The organism is Iodobacter violaceini, assembly GCF_011601265.1.
GTDB lineage: Bacteria > Pseudomonadota > Gammaproteobacteria > Burkholderiales > Chitinibacteraceae > Iodobacter > Iodobacter violaceini.
Genome location: NZ_JAAOLX010000017.1, coordinates 29,234 through 47,652, shown reverse-complemented (window position 1 = coordinate 47,652; position 18,419 = coordinate 29,234). Strand labels below are relative to the sequence as shown.

Sequence of the window (18,419 nt, the reverse complement as noted above, 5' to 3'; positions counted from 1 at the left end):
GGGCGGGGGTGACGGGGTCGCCGTTGCCAGCGGAAAACGTACCTATATGGATATGCTGCAGGGCAAGGTAGGTTTAGGGCTTGGGGCTAAGGAAACCCGTGAGGTTTGGGTGTTTACCAGCAATAAAGCTTATAACAAGTTTGTGACCTCAGGCTGGAGCGCCAGCGGTGAGGCCGGTGCAGCTGCCAAGGCAGGTAAAACAGGAGGGCAGATTGCCGGTGCTAAGCATTTAGGGAAGGATGTCTATGTTTATCAATTCACCGAAAATGGCTTAACCGCCGAAGCCACTGTGAATGGGGCTAAATATATGGTGAATAGAGATCTGAATAAAAAATAAGCCAGTACCGGCGCTTACTTTGCAAGCCTGTCATCTGCCTTTTATGCGTATAGGGCAGATTAGGCAGGCTTTCAGCAGGCATCCGTGCTGATTTTTATGGGTATTGATTCAATTTGTCTGAAAAATTTCAATCTCTATTGAAGCGCTTTACCAGGCAGTACGCTGTTGCACGATCTATGGATCAGCAGGAGCCGGGTTTGCCTGCACATGAAATACACTGCGCTCAGTGCGATTTACTACAAAATATGGATGAATTGCGCGCCGGGCAAGGTGCAAGCTGCGTACGCTGTGGCCATCATCTTTGCAGTGTGCCGCCGCATCCCTTTGATACTCCGCTGGCCTATGCGCTGACTACGCTTATTTTACTGATCTTAAGCTGTGCTTTTCCCCTGCTTAATTTGCATATTGCCGGTGTGGAAAGCCAGATGACCTTTTTTAGCAGCGCCAGATCATTGGTCGAGGCCGATTTTGGCATTGTGGCCAATGTGTTGCTGAGCTGTGTGCTGCTGACCCCCGCTCTTTTTTTATGTGCAGTGATTTATTTATCGCTGGCGCTGAAATGCTCTGTGCACTGGCCCGGGCTTCGCAGTGTGCTGCGGCTGGCCATACGGCTGGAGCCATGGATGATGGCGGATGTTTTTGTGATTGGCATTCTGGTCAGCCTGATTAAACTGGCCGCACTGGCGCAAATTGGCCTTGGCTTATCATTTTGGGCCATGTTGCTGTTTTCGCTATCGCTGATTAAAACCGTTACCGTGTTTGATGTGCACTGGTTTGGTTTTCAGCTGGATCATTTAGCGGGCTTGCCTGCCCAAAAGCTCAGAATGAATGGGGCAAAAGCCTGCACTGTGTGCGGCTTTTTTAATGCCCGGCAAGCCCGGAAGTGCGGGCGCTGCCATGCCCGCCTTTATGATCGCCGCCCGCACAGCTTAGCGATAACATGGGCCTTACTCATTACCGCCATGCTGCTTTATCTGCCTGCCAACCTGTACCCCATGATGATTACAGAGTCTTTTGGCGAGCGTACGCCTTCCACCATTCTGGAAGGCGTGCTGCTGCTGTGGCGCATGGGCTCTTATCCTGTGGCGACGATTATTTTTGTGGCCAGTGTGGTGGTACCGCTGGTGAAATTTATTTCCATCGTGGTGCTGTGTATTGCGGCGCAAGGCAAATCAAAAAGAAGTGCGCTGCACTACACCCGGCTTTATCGCATCACCGAGCTGATTGGGCGCTGGTCTATGGTGGACGTGTTTGTGGTGGTGATTCTGGTGGCTTTAATACATATGGGTAAATTGATGTCGGTATTTCCCGGCGTGGCCGCGGTTTCTTTTGCAGGCGTCGTGGTGTTTACCATGTTGTCTGCATTGAGTTTTGATGTGCGGCTGGTTTGGGATGCTCAGAGCAGGGCAGACCCGTAAGCCCGCAAATTTAAATCAGCAGGATGCACGTTTATGGGCAAGGCCCGGGCATGACAGGATAAAGCGTATGGAAGAGCAGGCAGAATATAAGGTGGAATTACCCAAGGCAAAAATAAGCTGGCTGCGCAGGATATCTTTAGTGTGGCTGGTGCCGGTTGCCGCGCTTTTGCTGGGGGCATGGATGGTGTTTGATACATGGCTGCATCAGGGGCCGGAAATCGTGTTGTACATGCCTAATGCCGAGGGAATTGAAGTGGGTAAAACCACAGTCAAAGTGCTTTCGGTGAATGTGGGCAAGGTGACCGATGTGCAGCTTGATTCTTTAGGCCACCGGGTGCGAGTAACAGCAAGGCTGGATGTGGAAGCGGGCAGTTTATTAAACGAAGACAGCCAGTTCTGGATGGTAAAGCCAAGGGTGGATCGCAGTGGGATCAGTGGCTTATCCACGCTATTGTCCGGCTCATTTATTCAGCTTAATCCGGGCAAATCCAGCAATATGAAAAACGCTTTTACGGTGCTGAATGATCCGCCGGTGACGGCTGCCGATGTGCCGGGGCTGCGCTTGCAGCTGTCTGGCCGCAGCGTAAAGGTGCTGAGTGTGGGCGACCCGATTTTGTATCAGAACTTTGAAGTGGGCCGTGTAGAGAAAGCCGAGTTTGATCCTGAGCAGCGGCAAATGAATTATCGCCTGTTTATTCAGCGCCCCTATGATCGTCTGGTTACGGAGAATTCACGCTTTTGGGTGGCCAGTGGTGTGCAGCTGGCGCTCAGTGCAGATGGTATTAAGCTCAATGCTGGCTCGCTGGAATCCGTATTGTCTGGTGGCGTTGCTTTTGGTGTGCCGGAAAATATGCCCCTGGGCGAGCAGGTTAAAGATCAGAGTGCGTTTACTTTGTTTTCTGATGAAGCCAGCTCGCTGGAGCGCCAGTTTGAGCGCCGCCTGCCTTATATCGCGCTCTTCAGTGACTCGGTGCGCGGCTTAAAGCCCGGCGCTCCGGTGGAGCTGAGGGGGCTGCGGATTGGTACGGTTGGTGCGGTGCCTTATGCCATTCCTAAGCTGGAGAATAAAACCCGCAAATACCATGGTATTCCTGTGATGATTTATTTAGAGCTTGGGCGTTTGGCTGCCGGGGCAGAAAACGAGAGCGATGATTACTGGCGTAAAGTCATTGCCACCCAAGTGGGTAGCGGGATGGTTTTAAAGCTTAAAAATGGCAATATGCTGACGGGTTCTTTATATGTTGACGTTGATTTTAGTGGCAAGCCGCAGGCAAAAGTGCTGGATAAATACGCTGGCCTGCCCATACTGCCTACCGGCGATGGTGGTCTTGCCCAAATTGAAAACAAAGTTATCGCCTTGCTTGATAAGCTCAATGGCCTGAAGCTGGAAGGCGTGCTGGAAAAGGGTAATAAAACACTGGATGAAACCGGCAAGCTTGCTGGTGATATCCGTGTTCTGGTTAAAACGCTGGATGATTTTGCCCGCCAGCCCCAGGTACAAGGCTTGCCTGAAGAGTTGCAGCATACTTTAAGCAAGGTGCAGGACACTTTAAATACCGTGCGCAGCACCATGGATGATTTCTCCGGGCAATCGCCCGCCTATGGCGAATTAAACCGTGCCCTGGGCAGCTTAAATCAAGTATTACAAGAGGCGAGGCCCGTGATTCGTACGCTGAATGAAAAACCAAATGTGCTGCTGTTTGATCGCAAGCAGGAAGATGTTCAGCCGAAAGGGGCCAAGCCATGAAACTGCGTATCGCCCTGATCGGGCTGTGTTTACTGAGCGCGTGCAGCAGCGTGCCCGTTACCCGTTATTATCGCCTGCCCGACGTTGCCCTTCCGCAGCAGACAGCCGGGCCAGAGCGGCCGGTAGTGCTGCTGGATATCCGGCTGGCCGACTTTTTATCAGCGGGAGGCATTGCCTATCAGCAGGGCGAGGTGGGTATTACGCTTGCCCAGCAAAACTTGTGGGCAGAAAGGCTGCAAGAAGGTATAAAGCGCGTCCTTGTGGCCAGAATGCAGCAGCAACAACCCGGCCAGCTTTGGCTGGGATCGGCGCCTGATGCCAGAGTGAATACGCTAAGCATGGAAATAACGCAGTTTAATGGCCGCGATGATGGCAAAGCTGTATTGGCAGGGCGCTGGTATTTACGAAATGCAGCGCAAAAGTTACTGATGCAATCGTCTTTTCAGCTTGAAGTTGCGCAGGAGGGCGCTGGCTACGAGGCACTTGTACTGGCTTTGGCTGAAGGCTTAAATCAATTGAGCCAGCAAATAAGCAAGGAATTAATTTTTTAGCTAAAACTGAATTAAGCGGTTTTATCAGATTAAATAAAAGACTAAAGAGCGATTAAAAATGCGGGTGAATTTGAAAGTGCCTTTTGCTGAAAAAGACAGCGCAAAGGCTTTGGGCGCACGCTGGGATGCGGCCAAAAAAGTGTGGTATATCGTGGATAAGGCCGATCTTAGCCCGTTTTTGCAATGGATAGATGATAAAGCAGCACCTGCTGCCGTTTCTGCGCCTGTAAAACCCGCCACCAGGCCATTGCCCATACAGGAAGGGGTTGATTACGGTGAGCCGCCCTGGGACGTTACAGACCACGACATTATTCTAAAATAAATGGCCAATTCCCCCCTCGATCGTTTGGGGGGCGAATTAGCCTGTATTGATTTTTTATATGCTAACGCTTTATTGCCGCTGTTTTGGGCAGATAACCTTTGCCGTTACTGATAAAGCTGGGAATAAAGATTAACCAGTGCAGAATTTCTTGTCAGCAGAGTCCCGGGTAAATTTACTGAGCAGGAAATGTCTGATTCTTTTGTAGTTTGGCAAACCACTTTCTGATCATTTTTTCTTCGTATTCAAATTCTGCTCTTTGGCCGGACCGGCCAAGGCCCGACATAAAATTTAAATCACGCAAGTTTTCTGCACCGGAAACAATCTGGTCTTTATAGCTAAAAACATAATTAAATGTGATTTTGGGGCTGTAGATATCTTTGATAATACGAATGTCATTATACCGGCTGCCAGGGCGGGGGTTAATTTCACCGGCCAGATCAAAGTCTGTTACTGTGATTTCCAGCTTTGCATCGCTGGGTAATTGCGCAGCCAGATCGGTAAATACTTTATCAAAATGTTTAAACAGCCTTTCCTGAAAACGATCCTCACGCTCATGCGAGGCGCGGATATCACTGAATTTTTCAGGGTTTTGCCATGTGATTTTGGCCTCCCCGGCCCATGCATTACTAACTGTCAGTGCCAACAGGCTTAAACTCAGGAATATTTTCTTCACTTTTGAATCTCCGATGACCGATATCTATCGAGGGATGACTGGATTTTATTTATAAATAAATACTTTTAAAACAAAGTGTTGCCAGAGTTTTATGCCGGATGACTGAATGGGCTGATTTAAATATCAGTAAATAGCAGGCTCAATAAGCTGCTATCGTGATTATAGGCACTGATTGATCTGCTTATCGGGCCAATAATGGGATAAACTTAATGTTGTTTTTGTGGCTGAACAAGTAAATTCTCCACACTGATCTGAAATTTTCTTTAGCAAGTCGCTGTTTGTATGACTGAATGCTTCAAAATCACACCGTATTTGTAAGGTCTGGGCACAGGCTTCTGATGATTAAACAACACAATCCGGCGGTCATTGGATTGGTTGACGCTTTTTAAGTTGCCTTATTAAAAACAGAGGGATTAAACCCGCGCTTAGGGATTTAAATAAGCCAGGTTTGATTCATCTTGCCAATCCGGCCTGCAAACGATGCAAGTATTTAACGAACTAAGGAAGTCTTCAATATGGATGTTCTGTACTATTGGAAAGATGTAAAAGCAGACATGGCTGCCGGGCATATTGGCTGGTTTCGTTCATCCCGCGGCAAATTGGCCGAGCTGAGCGAAAGCTTCCCCGATCGCATCTGGGTTGTTAAAACACCAACAGGTAAAAAAGGCAGCGTGCAATTACTGGCCTGTGTTCGCTGGAGCGATAAAGCGGCAGTGAAAGTGCCCTTGGTGGATGTGCACTCAACCATCTTCTACGATCCTGCACACGCACAAAGCATGTGGTTTGAAGGCTCAGACAGCGATGAAGCCGTCGAGGCAACCAGTAAATGGCTGCGCGAGCATTTTTCTGCCGCAGTACGCGCTAATTTTCAAGGTGATAACGGCATTCACGCCTTGCGTGGCGACACCTTGCGCCAGCTGGAAAAAATAGCCCAGAATTTTGCAACGCGACCATTTTTGGCCACTGAATAAAGATTAAATTCGCGGAGCTTGCCTCCGCGAATATGCAAAAGCCATTGCCGCACAAATGCAGTGGCCATTTTTGAGTTTTACGCTTCCGATTATCCCGCCCAACAGATCTGAATGCCGGTTTACATATTGGCAAGCCTTCATTTCTGTTAAGGTTCGGCCAATGATTACCCCGTACGGCAGCAGCTACAATGTCTGAAAAAAAAGAATTCCCCGCAATTAAAAATAATCTTCACCCGCGTAACCCGCATCGCGGCCGCTATGATTTCCCCGCGCTGATTGCCAGCTGCCCCGATCTGGCTCCCTTTGTGGCACCGAACGCCTATGGCGATGAATCGATTGATTTTGCTGATCCGGCGGCAGTAAAAACGCTGAATCGTGCCTTGCTCAGCCACTTTTATGGCATTAAAGAGTGGGGCTTGCCAGAAGGCTACCTCTGCCCGCCAATCCCTGGCCGCGCAGACTATATCCACACCATGGCTGATCTTCTTGCCACCAGCAATAAAGGCGTGGTGCCGCGTGGCGCTGCCGTGCAGGTGCTGGATATTGGCGTGGGCGCTAATGCCATCTACCCTATGCTGGGCAAAGTGGCTTATGGCTGGCAGTTTACCGGCAGCGATACCGATGACCTGGCACTGGATAATGCTTATGAGATTTTTGAGCGCAATGAAGTCTTAAAAGACGGCCTTGTTTGCCGTTACCAGGCCGATGCAGGAAACATCTTTGAAGGCTTGATCAAGCCCGCAGATTTATTTGAATTCACCATGTGCAACCCGCCATTTCATTCCTCTGCTGCAGATGCTGCGGGTGGCACACGACGCAAATTACGCAGCTTAGGTACTGGCCACGCCAAGGGCAAAGGTCTGCCGCCTCCGGTACTCAATTTTGGCGGCCAGAGTAATGAGCTGTGGTGCGAAGGCGGCGAAATGCGCTTTGTACGCACCATGATCTCGCAAAGCCGCCCGTTTAAGCAGCAGTGCCTGTGGTTCTCTACCCTGGTTTCCAAGCAGGATAATTTGCCGCTGGTATATCAGGCGCTGGAAAGAATTGGCGCGATTCAGGTTAAAACGCTGGATATGGCCCAGGGCAATAAAATCAGCCGTGTAGTGGCGTGGAGCTTTATGACCGAAGCCGAGCAAAAACTCTGGGCAAAAAGCCGCTGGCGCAGTTAACAGCAGATCTATTTTTTGCCCAAATAGAGCCCCAATTAAAAAGCCGCCAGGATAAAACCTGGCGGCTTTTTTTGGGGCTATTTATTCCGGTATAAAGTCATACAGGCTGAACTTCACTTTTTTACTGGCATCTAATGCTGAAGTGTATTTTTTCGGCATATTGGCTTGATCAATTTGCTTATTCACCGTGGCCAGCATAAAAGATGCAAAGGATCACCAGCTTTGGTCAATGTGATCGGGCCGCAATAAATTGATAATAAAAGGTAATAAACATGAGGCCAATTTCTATCTCCACAGCAGCAGTGGCGGTATGCGCTGTTTTACTTTCAGCCTGTGGAGGAGGGGGAATATTTGACGATTCAACCACACCTGCTCCTGATCCCTGGAATGGGCCGAAGAACTACCTCTCTTATAAGCCAGAAACCGGAAGTAATGCGATTCCTGTTACAGTAAAAAGTACAAATGGTGAGGTCTTTCTGGATGGGCAAAAGCGTCATTTTCAATCTAAGCAAGGCAGCTTGGGCTTTATCTTTACTGCTGGCCGTCCGTGGAATCTGGATGGGGATAACTTTACCGGCGGCTCTGAACAAATAAGTGGCAATCGTATTGATTTCTTGCTCTATGCAGATCAAAAATCACGCGCAAATATAGGTAATGGGGCAAAAGGTATAGCTAATCCGGCAATGGATTTTATTTCTTTATGCTCGCCTGATCAGCAGTATTTTTTGATTAATGCCGCTGCAAACCGCCAGTACGACAGCAGCCTGTTTGCAGACAAAAGCTTTCTGAGCAAGCGTTATGAGCGTGGCAGCTGTTCAGAAGAAGGCAGCAGAAGGGCAATGGTATTTGATGCAAGTGGCGGGGCAAGCATTAAAAATGGCAATAAGATCGAAGAAATCTTTTCAGTGACAGAGCTGAATAAATTAGCCATGGGGCAAAGCCTGCCCACACTGGATAATACGGGTTTTCGCAATATGCAGTTTTATCAGCTCAGAGATGTAAACGGCATACGTTACGTTATTCAGGAGTTGGTATCCTATCCAAATAGTACTAAAAATTATATCCGTATCTGGTACTAGGGGGCACTGACGTTTCATTCATTGCGCTGCATTTGGCTCTGTTTTACGGCGCAGCGCAATTGTGAAGGAAACGCCAACAGACCCTGAGATTTATCCGCTCACAGCGACAAAAGCAATTTTATGATCAAATAAAAAAGACGCTTAGAAAATAAGCGTCTTTTTTATTATTGAATGGCGTAGATTGTAAACTGCGCGACACGGCTTAGCGGGGTTGCTGCATCAAATCTGAAATCAACATAGGCTGCATCATCAGCAGCAAGATTTTGCTCTACTTTCTGGCTGCGCCCAATTTCTGAGCCTTTATCATCTGAAGCCCGTAATTGTAATTTACCCTTAAAAGCCTGCGTACTCTGCACATAGACTTTTAAACCCTTCTGCCCCTCTGCATTTTTCTCCTGCAAAACGGCACGCTCGGCTTTTATTTGCTGGCTTTTAGCGCTGTCGCTTAATTGAATCCTAAAATCAGCTTCTAAAGAATCTACGCCCTGAGCCATGCCTTTGACCACACCGCCAATACCCTGAGTAAGACTGCGCGCAGCATCTTTACCATCTTTTTGCAGCGCATCCCCCAGCCCCTTGGCCATGGCAGCCTTATCTTCAACCAGCTCTGCACCCTTGCTATGCTGCTCTTTTAATTCTTCCTCACGGCTCTTGCCACAAGCACTTAACAGTACACCCATCACCAACACCACCAAAATACGATTCTTCATAAAACATCCTCCTTTGACGTGCTGCTGCGATGAAATTTGATATTAATAGGGTCTTTATGGCATTTTATTCAAGAAAATTATAAAAAACAATGAAGGAATATATTTACGTTTTTTGATGATGAAAATATATGATTTTTTAATTGAACTGAAGCAAGACTCAATATATTTTTTCGAAAATTAATTAAATTAAAATGAAAATTCATAATTTATTCAATTTATTTATTATCTTTTGCTTTGCTGATTTTATCAGTATGCTCAAAAATCCAACCGCTTTTTCTGTTTTTTTTATGAGCGGATAGTGCGCGGCAAAAAACTTTGCCGCGCATGTCTTTAAAATAGATTAGCCATTGATACGAAACGTGCGCGGGAAGGCTGTATTGGTGTCAGGCCCAAACCAGCGATTAAAAATTTGCGCGGCTTCGCCGTTTTTTTCTGAATCAATCAGTGATTCGTTAACCAGATTCATCAGGCGTGTTTCGCCCAGTTTTACGGCAATGGCGAGAATCTCAGTGGTATTAACAAAGTTGGAAATCTCATATTGAGCTTTGTTTTTCATTTTGTTCAGTGCTGCAGCCAGCGCTGGCTCATCATGCATGACTGCATCGATATTTCCCTGCTCTAAAGCCTCGATTGCATGAGGGGTATCTGTAAAAGTTAAGATGTTTGCATTGGGATACATTTTACGTGAGACACTTTCACCAGTAGATCCTTTGGATGTACCAAGGCGGGCATTTGCCAGTGATTCCGGGCTGTGGTAGCGACCTTTACGACTTAATGCTTTTTGGGCGGCAACAAAATATCCCAGGCTACAACTGACTTCGCGCTCACGTTCTGGGGTTTTAGTAAATGCAGCCACTAAAACATCAATTTTCCCCGACTTTACACTTGAAATACGCTCGTTTGGGTTTAAGTCAACAACTTGCAGGTTGACCCCTATTTTTTTTGCAATAAGCGATGCGAAATCAATGTCATAGCCTGAAAATGTTTGGTTTTTATTCCGCCTTGCATAAGGCGGGTTGTCTGGGCCAATACCTACAATCAGAACACCCCGTGCTTTGACGGTATCTAGCAAATCGGCATGAGCTGTTAGAGTAATAGCACTTAATAAAATCGCGATAAATATGTGTAGCATAAATAACCTTAATCACTTGTTATTGAACAGGTGATTTTTTCGTAAGTTGAATGAATTAAAATTTATAAACAAATTTTTTAATATATTGATTTTTTACTTTTTTACTGAATTTTTTATTGTAAATTTAATGTCTCCCTGTGCAGTTCTCTGTTTATGATGAATAGGTTCTTATGATTAAGGCATAATCAATGTCCGGCTTTGTTGTAATTGTATTGAAATATTTTTTTATGATAATTGAATAAAATGCGCACGAAATAAATAATGACTAATGCGTAATATCGTTTTTTTATGACATTTAACTTCTTTGCCATTATTTATTTTTGTTTATCAATATAAAATATATTGTATGTGATTTTTTGTAAAAACAAAATAAGGGTCAATTTTTTCAATCCAATAATCTGGACTAGCTATTTTTTTGATTGCAAAACCTGACTCCAATTTTCACAAGACCTGACTCTAATTTTTATTTTTTTATTTTGCATAGTAAGTTACCTGCCAAGAGTATATTAACTATTAAGAAATAGCGGATAATTAACGTCTGCTTTTTAGCCGAATGAGATACTATAAAACCATGGTTTTTTGTGTTAAATCATAGCCACAGCTTTGGCAGTTTTCTAGCAAAATCCTGTATAGATAAAGTACCTGTCTTTCCTTGGCAGCATAGTGGAGAGCTGTAATTGAGGGACTTTATTTTTCTTATAAAAAACGAAACAAAATCAGTTCAACAAGCCAAAGAACAAATAAGAAAGTATCGTTGAAAGTTAATTGGAGTTAGTTACTGGAATATTATGTCGCTCAGCCAAGAAGCATTGCACCTGAGGTGATATGAGACGTCTATGCGCTGATCTGCTCATATTGCGTAATGCGCCTGAGAATCATCCAGATTTATTAAACCCTGCGAATTCATTACGGCTTACGGTCTTAAGCTTTTTGGCTTGCGGTATCGTAGGTGCAATTCAGAATATAGCCAGCAAAAGTTTGACAGGTGAGATTACCATTTCGGGAAACGTTGGGCTTAGCAAGCTCAGCCCAAACTACCGTGCTAAACTTTCCTATTTAGATATTACGACTTGCGGCCTTGAGTAAGAAGTATAATTAAATATATTATTGTTTATCCATATAATATAATATTATAAAAATAACCATGAAAGAAAAACAATAAACAGCAATAGCTATACTTTTTATTTTTTTTAATTTACAAAAATGATTATTAATATCGTTATCTTTCAGTTTTTCATACTCGTCATTAATCAATATATCAAGAATAAATCGCTTATTATTAATAAAATTAATCAAAGCACTATTGCTGTCAAGATACCTTTTTTTAGTCATTTCTATATAAATTTTCCTTACAATAAAAAGCCAATAAAAAACAAAAAAAAGGCATAAATATCAAGCCAGAAAAAACAAATGATATGTAAATCATTTCCATTAAATTCATAATTACTCTCACTTGATAATATTATTTTAAAATGTCTTAAGATGCCTTTCTAATTTCTCAAAATGATGGCCAATTGTATCCCAGACGCTAATCCCCCATTTTTTAGTTCACTTAAAAGTAGAGGTCTGGCATGTAATGCCAGTTTTTGTTTCGGAGTGATGCCGCCCAATACCACAGGGGCTTTGGGGGCAAGTATTACATTCACTTATTTTCAAATTCAGACTGACTTCATTATGTGCTAATGCAAGACTTTGCCTTGATTTTTCAGCGCTGCCAATCAGCAAAATTATTTGACAATTACATTGAAGAATCCGCCACAAACCAAGAAGATATCATTAAAATATTTTCTTTTGGCGACTACAGCATGCAGCAAATCGCGATGTATTCATGGCTAAATTCTTTTAAAAAATGTCGTATTGAATCCAGCACCGCATCACCAATAACGGCATCTTTTTGATCGGGTATATTCCACCAGCCCATTGCCGCCTCCTCAAAAAACACATATTTTAATGATTGTATTTTATAAAAAAACAATCATTAAAAATCAATGCCAAGTATCTTATTGTTTGTATCAAGAGATAAATTAATTTTTTTTATCAAATCGTCGAAATTTTCTGCGATTTTGGTTACCTCTTCGAACTCCGGTTCTCTACCGTAATATATAGCCCCAATATTCTCACCACTTGTTTTTATTGCCCAGTATTGATATCCACTTTTTGTTGACATAAAAATAGGTAAATGACCACTCCAAAAAATTCTTACCTCTATTTCTTCTTTTGGACTAGAACAAGATTCAATACATATCTTCTCAAATTCATTCCACGAAAAAGAAGAGTCGGAATTATTTCTAAAATCATTTAAAGATAAAAACCATTCATCCTCTGCACTGCTATATAACGCATCAAAAAAAGAGCACCATTTGTAGAGGTTGATGCTTGTTTTTTTAATTATTTCAATTTCTTTATTATCCTTTTCTTTTCTATTTTTATCAGTATGCTCAAAAATCCAACCGTGTTTTTTTAATTTCTTTATTAAATTATTTTTCATTGAATCCAGCGCCGTACTACCAATAATGGCATCTTTTTGATCAGGTATACTTCACCCGCCCATTTTATTCTCCCGAGCCATTCTATAAACAAACAGGGAGCAATATTATTGCCCCCTGTTTGTTTATTTGTTTTTTAATGCTTCGGTAATCAGTTCTTTAATGTGGGCATCATCATAGTATGTATACACTCTATGGCAGATGGCTTCCTCTTGGCTAATATCAAATCTAGAATTATCAACTCGCACGGCTTGGAGCTTGCCAGGAGTGCCTGTAACAAAAAATACGTCATTGAATTTTTCAGAGACAACATAATTAGGCGTTCTGTCTATAATCAGCCATTCACCTTCCGATCGACATTCAAATAAACCATATGGGTTAAGTATTACGGGGCGAATCAGCCATTTATCTGCATAATTTGGATCAAATATAGGATGGGCGGAGAAATAGTCATAAATTTCCGCAACCATCCCCATATTTATTTTTGAGATAAGTCTGCCAAAACCATAACGCTGTTCATCATAACGGAAGGCAAATAAATCCCCTGGTACGGGTTTAAATCGCTTTGGTCGTTTAGCCGTTTTTAATACGACTTGCTTAATTTCAAGCTCTTCCATACCACTGGCAATATCATCATCTACATTTACTTTAAATGCCAGTGATAAGGCGTATTCAAGCTCAAGCAGGGTTGGCTTTCTGCCTAAATCCTCGATATATTCATGGCTAAATTCTTTTAAAAAGTGTCGTATTGAATCCAGTACCGCATCACCAATAACGGCATCCTTTTGATCGGGTATATTCCACCAGCCCATTTTGTTTTCCTTGTCTATTTTTCGAGCCAGTTTTGATGGTTTATTTTAATTCCTTTGTTTTTTAAAGTAAATTGACAATTAATCATTAATATATGTTGTACACTTTTGAAATATAAACCCCCCAACATAACACACCACACTAGCATCGTCGCTAGAGAAATGGACCAAAAAATTATCGCCATCAATTTTTACTTCTGGCACACATGAAATAAATGAATTCCAGTTTTTTATATCTACTCTTCGTAAAGTATTACTAGTCAAGTGTACAGCCACTACATTATAGTCTTTCCCCCATACCCCCCATTTATCTACATTAATTTTGGGTTGGTCTTTTATATGTAGGGATAATGCGACTCTATTGTCAATAGTTAACTCAATACCTCCTAATAAAACTGAAGAAACAAACCCTTCCGGATATGCTTTTCTTAAAAATGTATCATTGCTAATTGTGTCAATTATATTCACAACTGTGTTTCCCTTCAAAAATTGTAGTGTCCATGTGTATTAGGCACTGAACCTGTTTGCTGGTTTTCTGGTGGCCGCACATTGAAATGTGGATCACTTCCATGTAAAGGTGTTGCCTTTTCATGACCAAGACTGTGTTCTTGAATTATGACTTGTTTCCCATCCGTATTTGTATAGGTATATGTTCTTGAAGTAACTGGTTTCCCATCAGTCCCAATAATTCTTTGATGATTTCCATCAAGTAGATCGTCCCTTCCCATTGTAGGTTGCTGACTCATTGGACCCCCAGCATCTCTTTTTGCTTGCCTTAGAGCGTCTCTTCTGCTTTGTGCTTCAAATGTCGTTTTTTTATTTTTTTCAAGGCATGCCAACCCCAGCGGATCAATCCAATGAACCGGATTTGGCGCATAAGCATGCGTGTTAATCCCCCCCATCAACCCAATCGGATCGCTTGATATAAACCGCCCAATCTCCGGATCGTAATAGCGATAGCGGTTGTAATGCAATCCACTTTCTTCATCGGCGTATTGGCCTTGGAAGCGTAGCGGATTGTTGATGCCTGCTGTCTTTGCGGCTTCACTGATGACGACCTGCGCTTCACCCCACGCTTTATATTCTGCGCTCCAAGCAATTTCGCCGTTTTCGTCACTGAGCGTTTGCGGCGTACCAAGTTGATCCACGTGGTAGTAGGCGGCGTGGCTGCTTTCGCCTTTTTCTACGATTTGCGCCAGCGGTATAAAGCTGTTGGGTTCAAACAGGTAATGACGTGTTTGTTCAGCGGTTTTTTCCAAGGCGATGACGTCGCCGTCCCAAATAAATTCTGTCTTACCCTGAGCGTTTTCTTTGCCGATGCGGCGGCCGAATACGTCGTAGAAGTATTTGGTTTCGCCCGCTTGGCTGCTGATTTTGCTCAGGCGGTTGAAGCCATCCCAGCTGAATTTAGTGATCTGCTCGCCTTGTTGCTTTTCAATCAGATTGCTGCGGGCGTCGTATTTGTAATGGGTTCCAGCGTATTGCTTGAGCAGGTTGCCAAGCACGGCAGGTACTGCGAGGCTGTTTGCAGCGGCTGGCGCGGTTTGTTGGTTTGCCCCGACTAAGTTACTGGCGGGGTCGAAGGCAAAGCTTTCATGGCCGAGGCGGCTGTTGGCGGCGATAAGGCGGCCTACAGGATCATATTGGTAGCTGATCTGGCCGCTGCGGCTGTCGTTAATGCCCAGCAGCTGGCCGACTGGATCGTATTTGTAGCTGCGGTTGCTACTGGTTTTACCCGTTAGCGTTTGTTGGGTAATGCGGCCCATTTTGTCGAAATGGGTGTGGGCAGTTAGCTGATTGCCCAAGGTGCGCTGGGTTTCGCGGTGCAGATCGTCGCGCTCAAAGCTGGCGATTTCTTGTTTGTTCCACAGCATGCCGTGTACATGGCCGCTGCCGTAGATCAGCCAGTCGGTGCGCTGGCCATCGGGGCGGATGCTGGCGATGCGGTTGCCGAGTTCATCGTATTCGTGCTGCCAGTTGTATTGCTGCTGCTGGCCGAATAGCTTGTATTCGTGGCGCTCGGTGATGAGGTTGCCGACGGCATCAAAGCCAAAATGGCATTCGCTGTATTGGTTTTTAGCGGCGTAAATCCGGCCAAGCGCGTCGTATTTAAAGCGCTCACGGCTTTGGCCGCTGCTGCGCTCGATTAAGCGGCCGGCATTGTCGTAGGCGAGGGCGGTGGTTTTGCCCGCTTCTTCAATTTTTAGCAGGCGGCCGCTGCTGGCTTCGTATTGATAGCGGGTGCGCCGGTTGCTAAAGTCTGTTTCTTCTTGCAAACGGCTGGCCAGATCGTAACTAAAGCGGTAATGCTCGTTATTTTCATTGGTCAGCTGGATAAGCCGCCCCAGTTTGTCGTATTGGTAGCTGAGGGTTTGGCCTGCCGCATCAAGGCGGCTGCTAACCCGGCCTACGCGGTCGTATTCAAACTGCGTTTTGCGCTGCAGGGCATCGGCATGGCTGAGCAAGCGGCCTTCGGCATCGTATTGCAGCTCATTCTGCGTGCCATCGGGGTTGATGATTTTAGCCAGCTGGCCATCGCTGCCATAGTGATACTGGCTGGCATTACCTGCGGCATCTTGCGTAACAATCAGGCGGCCACGGGCATCGTATTGCCACTGGCTGGTTTTGCCAGAGCAATCGCTATAGCTTTGCAGCAGGCCATCCGGGCGATATTTAATTTGTTTTTTACCGCCCTTGGCATCGGTAATGCTGATGGGCAGGCCTTGCTCGTTATAGGCGTATTGCGTTTTATGCCCTAGCGGATCGGTTTCTTCGATCAGCTGGTTTTTAGCGTTGTAAGCACGTAGCCATTTTTCCCCTGTTGGATCAAGGATTTCGATCGGGTTTTGCTGCTGATCGTAACTAAACCGCACTTCGCTGCCATCTTGCCGCTCGTGCAGCAGCATATTGCCTTCATCGTCGTATTCAAATGTCTCGGTAGAGCCATCCGGAAAAATGTGGCTGATGAGCTGTTTTTTGGCATCAAAGTTAAACCATTCTTCATTATGGTCTGGATAAATGATGCGGTAGTTGTAGCCTTTTTCATCAAAGTAATATTCGGTGGTTTGGCCCAGCGCATCGGTGACGTAGGTGAGGTCAATGTTTTTATCCCACGCCAAACGAATATCCATACTGCCATCATCGGCGTATTCGCGGATCGCCTTTGCATCGGCATGCTGGCCATCCCATTCCATTTAATTAACCGTGGTCTGCTTCCAGTTTGTTCTCAATATTGTCGTGTCTAGACAATAGGCAGCACCTCAAGTAAGCTAAAATCGGTGTCCTGCATCCTTTTTACGTCGTTTCTTCAAAGGTAAATCTATATTTTTGGCTTATAAACTGCTCTTTTTATCCCATTCTTGATCAGCATAAGATGAGTATATTTCATTTATTTTTAGGCCACTTTCACCTTTAAGCAACACATACATTATTCTTGCTTTTGGGCTTTTGGTGTTTCGGGTGATTACTTTTATTTTTTTACCATCTTCTTCTATGGTGACTATTTCTTGGGAGAAATATCGGGGCCTTGCTGTCGGCAGAACCGCGAGAAATGCCTCTCCGTTTTTGGAGATGGCTTTTATTGATAAGTATTTATCAATAATGGCCTTGGCTTTTTCTTTTGCTTCAGCTTTTGATGACGATTGATTGCTTACATCATTTTTATAGGATTCTGATTTTCTGATGTTATCAAACCAATCTTCCCAATCGAGCATTTCTGATAAAAATGCAGTCATAAATTCTTTGTCCACTTTAATCTCCTAAGGGCATCCTGGGTTATTGAAAACATGACGTTCAGTTACGCCATTGACTCGACGTTGATAAATAACTTCATGTGGCCTTGTAGAGCCTGCGTTATAAACTGGTGTGACACGTAAAATTACATTGTCACCAGCTTGAACTCTGCGTGCAGTATCATTTTCAAAATCTCTGAAAACACCACGATTGATATTAGGGTTTTGAGGAAAAGTACCATTTACGCCTCCATCTCCGCCAAGTTGCTTACCAATGGCATGCCCAGCATCGTCGCATCCTTCACCAAGAGCCCGTGCTTTTGCTCTTGAAGAGCAATTAGTACAAGTTCCTTTTCCGATATCTGCTTGAGTTATTTTCGCTGTAGCACTACGTAGCTCACCATTTGGGCCATGCTTATATCTATAATTAGCTTTAGCTAAGCCTAATGAATCCACCCACTCAACCGGATTTGGCGCATAAGCATGGGTATTAAATCCCCCCAATAGACCAATCGGATCACTACTAATAAACCGCCCAATCTCCGGGTCGTAATAGCGGTATCGATTGTAATGCAATCCACTTTCTTCATCGGCGTATTGGCCTTGGAAACGTAGTGGGTTATTGATACCGGCTGTCTTTGCCGCTTCACTAATGACGACCTGCGCTTCGCCCCAAGCCTTCTACTCCGCGCTCCATGCGATTTCGCCGTTTTCGTCACTGAGCGTTTGCGGCGTACCAAGTTGATCCACGTGGTAGTAGGCGGCGTGGCTGCTTTCGCCTTTTTCTACGATTTGCGCCAGCGGTATAAAGCTGTTGGGTTCAAACAGGTAATGACGTGTTTGTTCAGCGGTTTTTTCCAGGGCGATGACGTCGCCGTCCCAAATAAATTCTGTCTTACCCTGAGCGTTTTCTTTGCCGATGCGGCGGCCGAATACGTCGTAGAAGTATTTGGTTTCGCCCGCTTGGCTGCTGATTTTGCTCAGGCGGTTGAAGCCATCCCAGCTGAATTTAGTGATCTGCTCGCCTTGTTGCTTTTCAATCAGATTGCTGCGGGCGTCGTATTTGTAATGGGTTTCGGCGTATTGCTTAAAATAATAGGAGTCGGAAAAGAATTAAATCCTCTTAGAGCAAAAGAAAGCAGAATTAATTTTACTCTGACCCCAGTTATTCCCAGCATGCAGCAAATCGCGATGTATTTTTGCGTGCATTACTCAACGGTTTGCCGAATCATAAAACGAGATGAAAATCGTCAGATATGTTAATGCAAGATCTGCCGCCGGATT

General features: G+C 44.7%; 20 protein-coding genes and 1 pseudogene. 9 read left to right on the top strand and 12 right to left on the bottom strand.

Annotated features, from left to right (window positions below; all coding sequences use genetic code 11):
* The 5 genes from HA050_RS20920 to HA050_RS20900 all read left to right on the top strand — a co-directional run.
* Window positions 1-337 (top strand): YSC84-related protein (locus tag HA050_RS20920; RefSeq protein WP_205836538.1); only part of this gene is annotated, 337 nt, incomplete at its 5' end.
* Between the two features lie 197 nt (window positions 338-534).
* Window positions 535-1,755: a paraquat-inducible protein A gene (locus HA050_RS20915; protein WP_240929212.1), complete on the top strand. Its 1,221-nt coding sequence runs from the start codon at window positions 535-537 to the stop codon at window positions 1,753-1,755.
* Window positions 1,756-1,822: 67 nt separating this feature from the next.
* Entirely contained in the window at window positions 1,823-3,502 is a 1,680-nt protein-coding gene (gene pqiB, locus HA050_RS20910; RefSeq protein WP_166830346.1) for an intermembrane transport protein PqiB, read from the top strand.
* Window positions 3,499-4,053, top strand: coding sequence for a PqiC family protein (locus HA050_RS20905; protein WP_166830344.1), 555 nt, complete (start codon window positions 3,499-3,501; stop codon window positions 4,051-4,053). The genes pqiB and HA050_RS20905 overlap by 4 nt, the downstream gene beginning before the upstream one ends.
* Before the next feature lie 58 nt (window positions 4,054-4,111).
* Window positions 4,112-4,375, top strand: a complete 264-nt coding sequence (locus HA050_RS20900; protein WP_166830294.1) for a DUF5710 domain-containing protein — start codon at window positions 4,112-4,114, stop codon at window positions 4,373-4,375.
* A 172-nt stretch (window positions 4,376-4,547) separates the two neighbouring features.
* Here the strand turns inward: HA050_RS20900 and HA050_RS20895 are convergent, their stop codons facing one another.
* Entirely contained in the window at window positions 4,548-5,048 is a 501-nt protein-coding gene (locus HA050_RS20895) for a DUF3016 domain-containing protein (RefSeq protein WP_166830342.1), read from the bottom strand.
* Between the two features lie 515 nt (window positions 5,049-5,563).
* Here HA050_RS20895 and HA050_RS20890 point away from each other — a divergent pair.
* From HA050_RS20890 to HA050_RS20880, 3 genes are all read left to right on the top strand, one after another.
* The gene (locus HA050_RS20890; RefSeq protein WP_115226259.1) at window positions 5,564-6,019 is read left to right on the top strand and encodes a hypothetical protein; all 456 of its coding nucleotides are present in this window, start codon (window positions 5,564-5,566) and stop codon (window positions 6,017-6,019) included.
* Between the two features lie 188 nt (window positions 6,020-6,207).
* Window positions 6,208-7,188 (top strand): 23S rRNA (adenine(1618)-N(6))-methyltransferase RlmF, encoded by a 981-nt coding sequence (gene rlmF / locus HA050_RS20885; RefSeq protein WP_166830340.1) that lies wholly within the window; start codon window positions 6,208-6,210, stop codon window positions 7,186-7,188.
* Window positions 7,189-7,460: 272 nt separating this feature from the next.
* On the top strand, window positions 7,461-8,267 hold the full coding sequence (locus tag HA050_RS20880) for a hypothetical protein (RefSeq protein WP_166830338.1): 807 nt from the start codon (window positions 7,461-7,463) through the stop codon (window positions 8,265-8,267).
* A 164-nt stretch (window positions 8,268-8,431) separates the two neighbouring features.
* Here HA050_RS20880 and HA050_RS20875 read toward each other — a convergent pair whose 3' ends face one another.
* The 11 genes and pseudogenes from HA050_RS20875 to HA050_RS22690 form a co-directional block, all read right to left on the bottom strand.
* Complete coding sequence (locus tag HA050_RS20875) at window positions 8,432-8,977, bottom strand: hypothetical protein (RefSeq protein ID WP_166830337.1); 546 nt, start codon at window positions 8,975-8,977, stop codon at window positions 8,432-8,434.
* Window positions 8,978-9,317: 340 nt separating this feature from the next.
* Entirely contained in the window at window positions 9,318-10,109 is a 792-nt protein-coding gene (locus HA050_RS20870) for a transporter substrate-binding domain-containing protein (RefSeq protein ID WP_166830335.1), read from the bottom strand.
* A 1,798-nt stretch (window positions 10,110-11,907) separates the two neighbouring features.
* Window positions 11,908-12,030 carry a hypothetical protein gene (locus HA050_RS22405; protein ID WP_277344437.1) on the bottom strand — a complete coding sequence of 41 codons (123 nt, stop codon included), beginning with the start codon at window positions 12,028-12,030 and terminating at the stop codon, window positions 11,908-11,910.
* A gap of 57 nt (window positions 12,031-12,087) precedes the next feature.
* Window positions 12,088-12,597 carry an SMI1/KNR4 family protein gene (locus HA050_RS20865; protein ID WP_166830334.1) on the bottom strand — a complete coding sequence of 170 codons (510 nt, stop codon included), beginning with the start codon at window positions 12,595-12,597 and terminating at the stop codon, window positions 12,088-12,090.
* Window positions 12,598-12,720: 123 nt separating this feature from the next.
* Entirely contained in the window at window positions 12,721-13,407 is a 687-nt protein-coding gene (locus tag HA050_RS20860; protein ID WP_166830332.1) for an Imm26 family immunity protein, read from the bottom strand.
* Between the two features lie 78 nt (window positions 13,408-13,485).
* Window positions 13,486-13,872 carry a hypothetical protein gene (locus tag HA050_RS20855; RefSeq protein ID WP_166830331.1) on the bottom strand — a complete coding sequence of 129 codons (387 nt, stop codon included), beginning with the start codon at window positions 13,870-13,872 and terminating at the stop codon, window positions 13,486-13,488.
* Between the two features lie 14 nt (window positions 13,873-13,886).
* Window positions 13,887-16,598 (bottom strand): RHS repeat-associated core domain-containing protein, encoded by a 2,712-nt coding sequence (locus HA050_RS20850; protein ID WP_166830329.1) that lies wholly within the window; start codon window positions 16,596-16,598, stop codon window positions 13,887-13,889.
* Between the two features lie 138 nt (window positions 16,599-16,736).
* Window positions 16,737-17,153, bottom strand: coding sequence for an NTF2 fold immunity protein (locus tag HA050_RS20845; protein WP_166830327.1), 417 nt, complete (start codon window positions 17,151-17,153; stop codon window positions 16,737-16,739).
* 9 nt (window positions 17,154-17,162) lie between these two features.
* On the bottom strand, window positions 17,163-17,591 hold the full coding sequence (locus tag HA050_RS22235; RefSeq protein WP_308418922.1) for a DNA/RNA non-specific endonuclease: 429 nt from the start codon (window positions 17,589-17,591) through the stop codon (window positions 17,163-17,165).
* A pseudogene (locus tag HA050_RS22495) lies at window positions 17,586-17,801 on the bottom strand (RHS repeat-associated core domain-containing protein); the annotation flags it as partial. The pseudogene HA050_RS22495 and the gene HA050_RS22235, both read right to left, overlap by 6 nt.
* Before the next feature lie 15 nt (window positions 17,802-17,816).
* A complete protein-coding gene (locus tag HA050_RS22690) occupies window positions 17,817-17,885 on the bottom strand; it encodes an RHS domain-containing protein (protein ID WP_439898223.1) in 69 nt (22 codons plus the stop codon).
* Here HA050_RS22690 and HA050_RS22685 point away from each other — a divergent pair.
* Window positions 17,877-18,398, top strand: a complete 522-nt coding sequence (locus HA050_RS22685; RefSeq protein ID WP_240929211.1) for a hypothetical protein — start codon at window positions 17,877-17,879, stop codon at window positions 18,396-18,398. The two genes, HA050_RS22690 and HA050_RS22685, sit on opposite strands and share 9 nt — an antisense overlap.
* Window positions 18,399-18,419 lie beyond the last annotated feature (21 nt).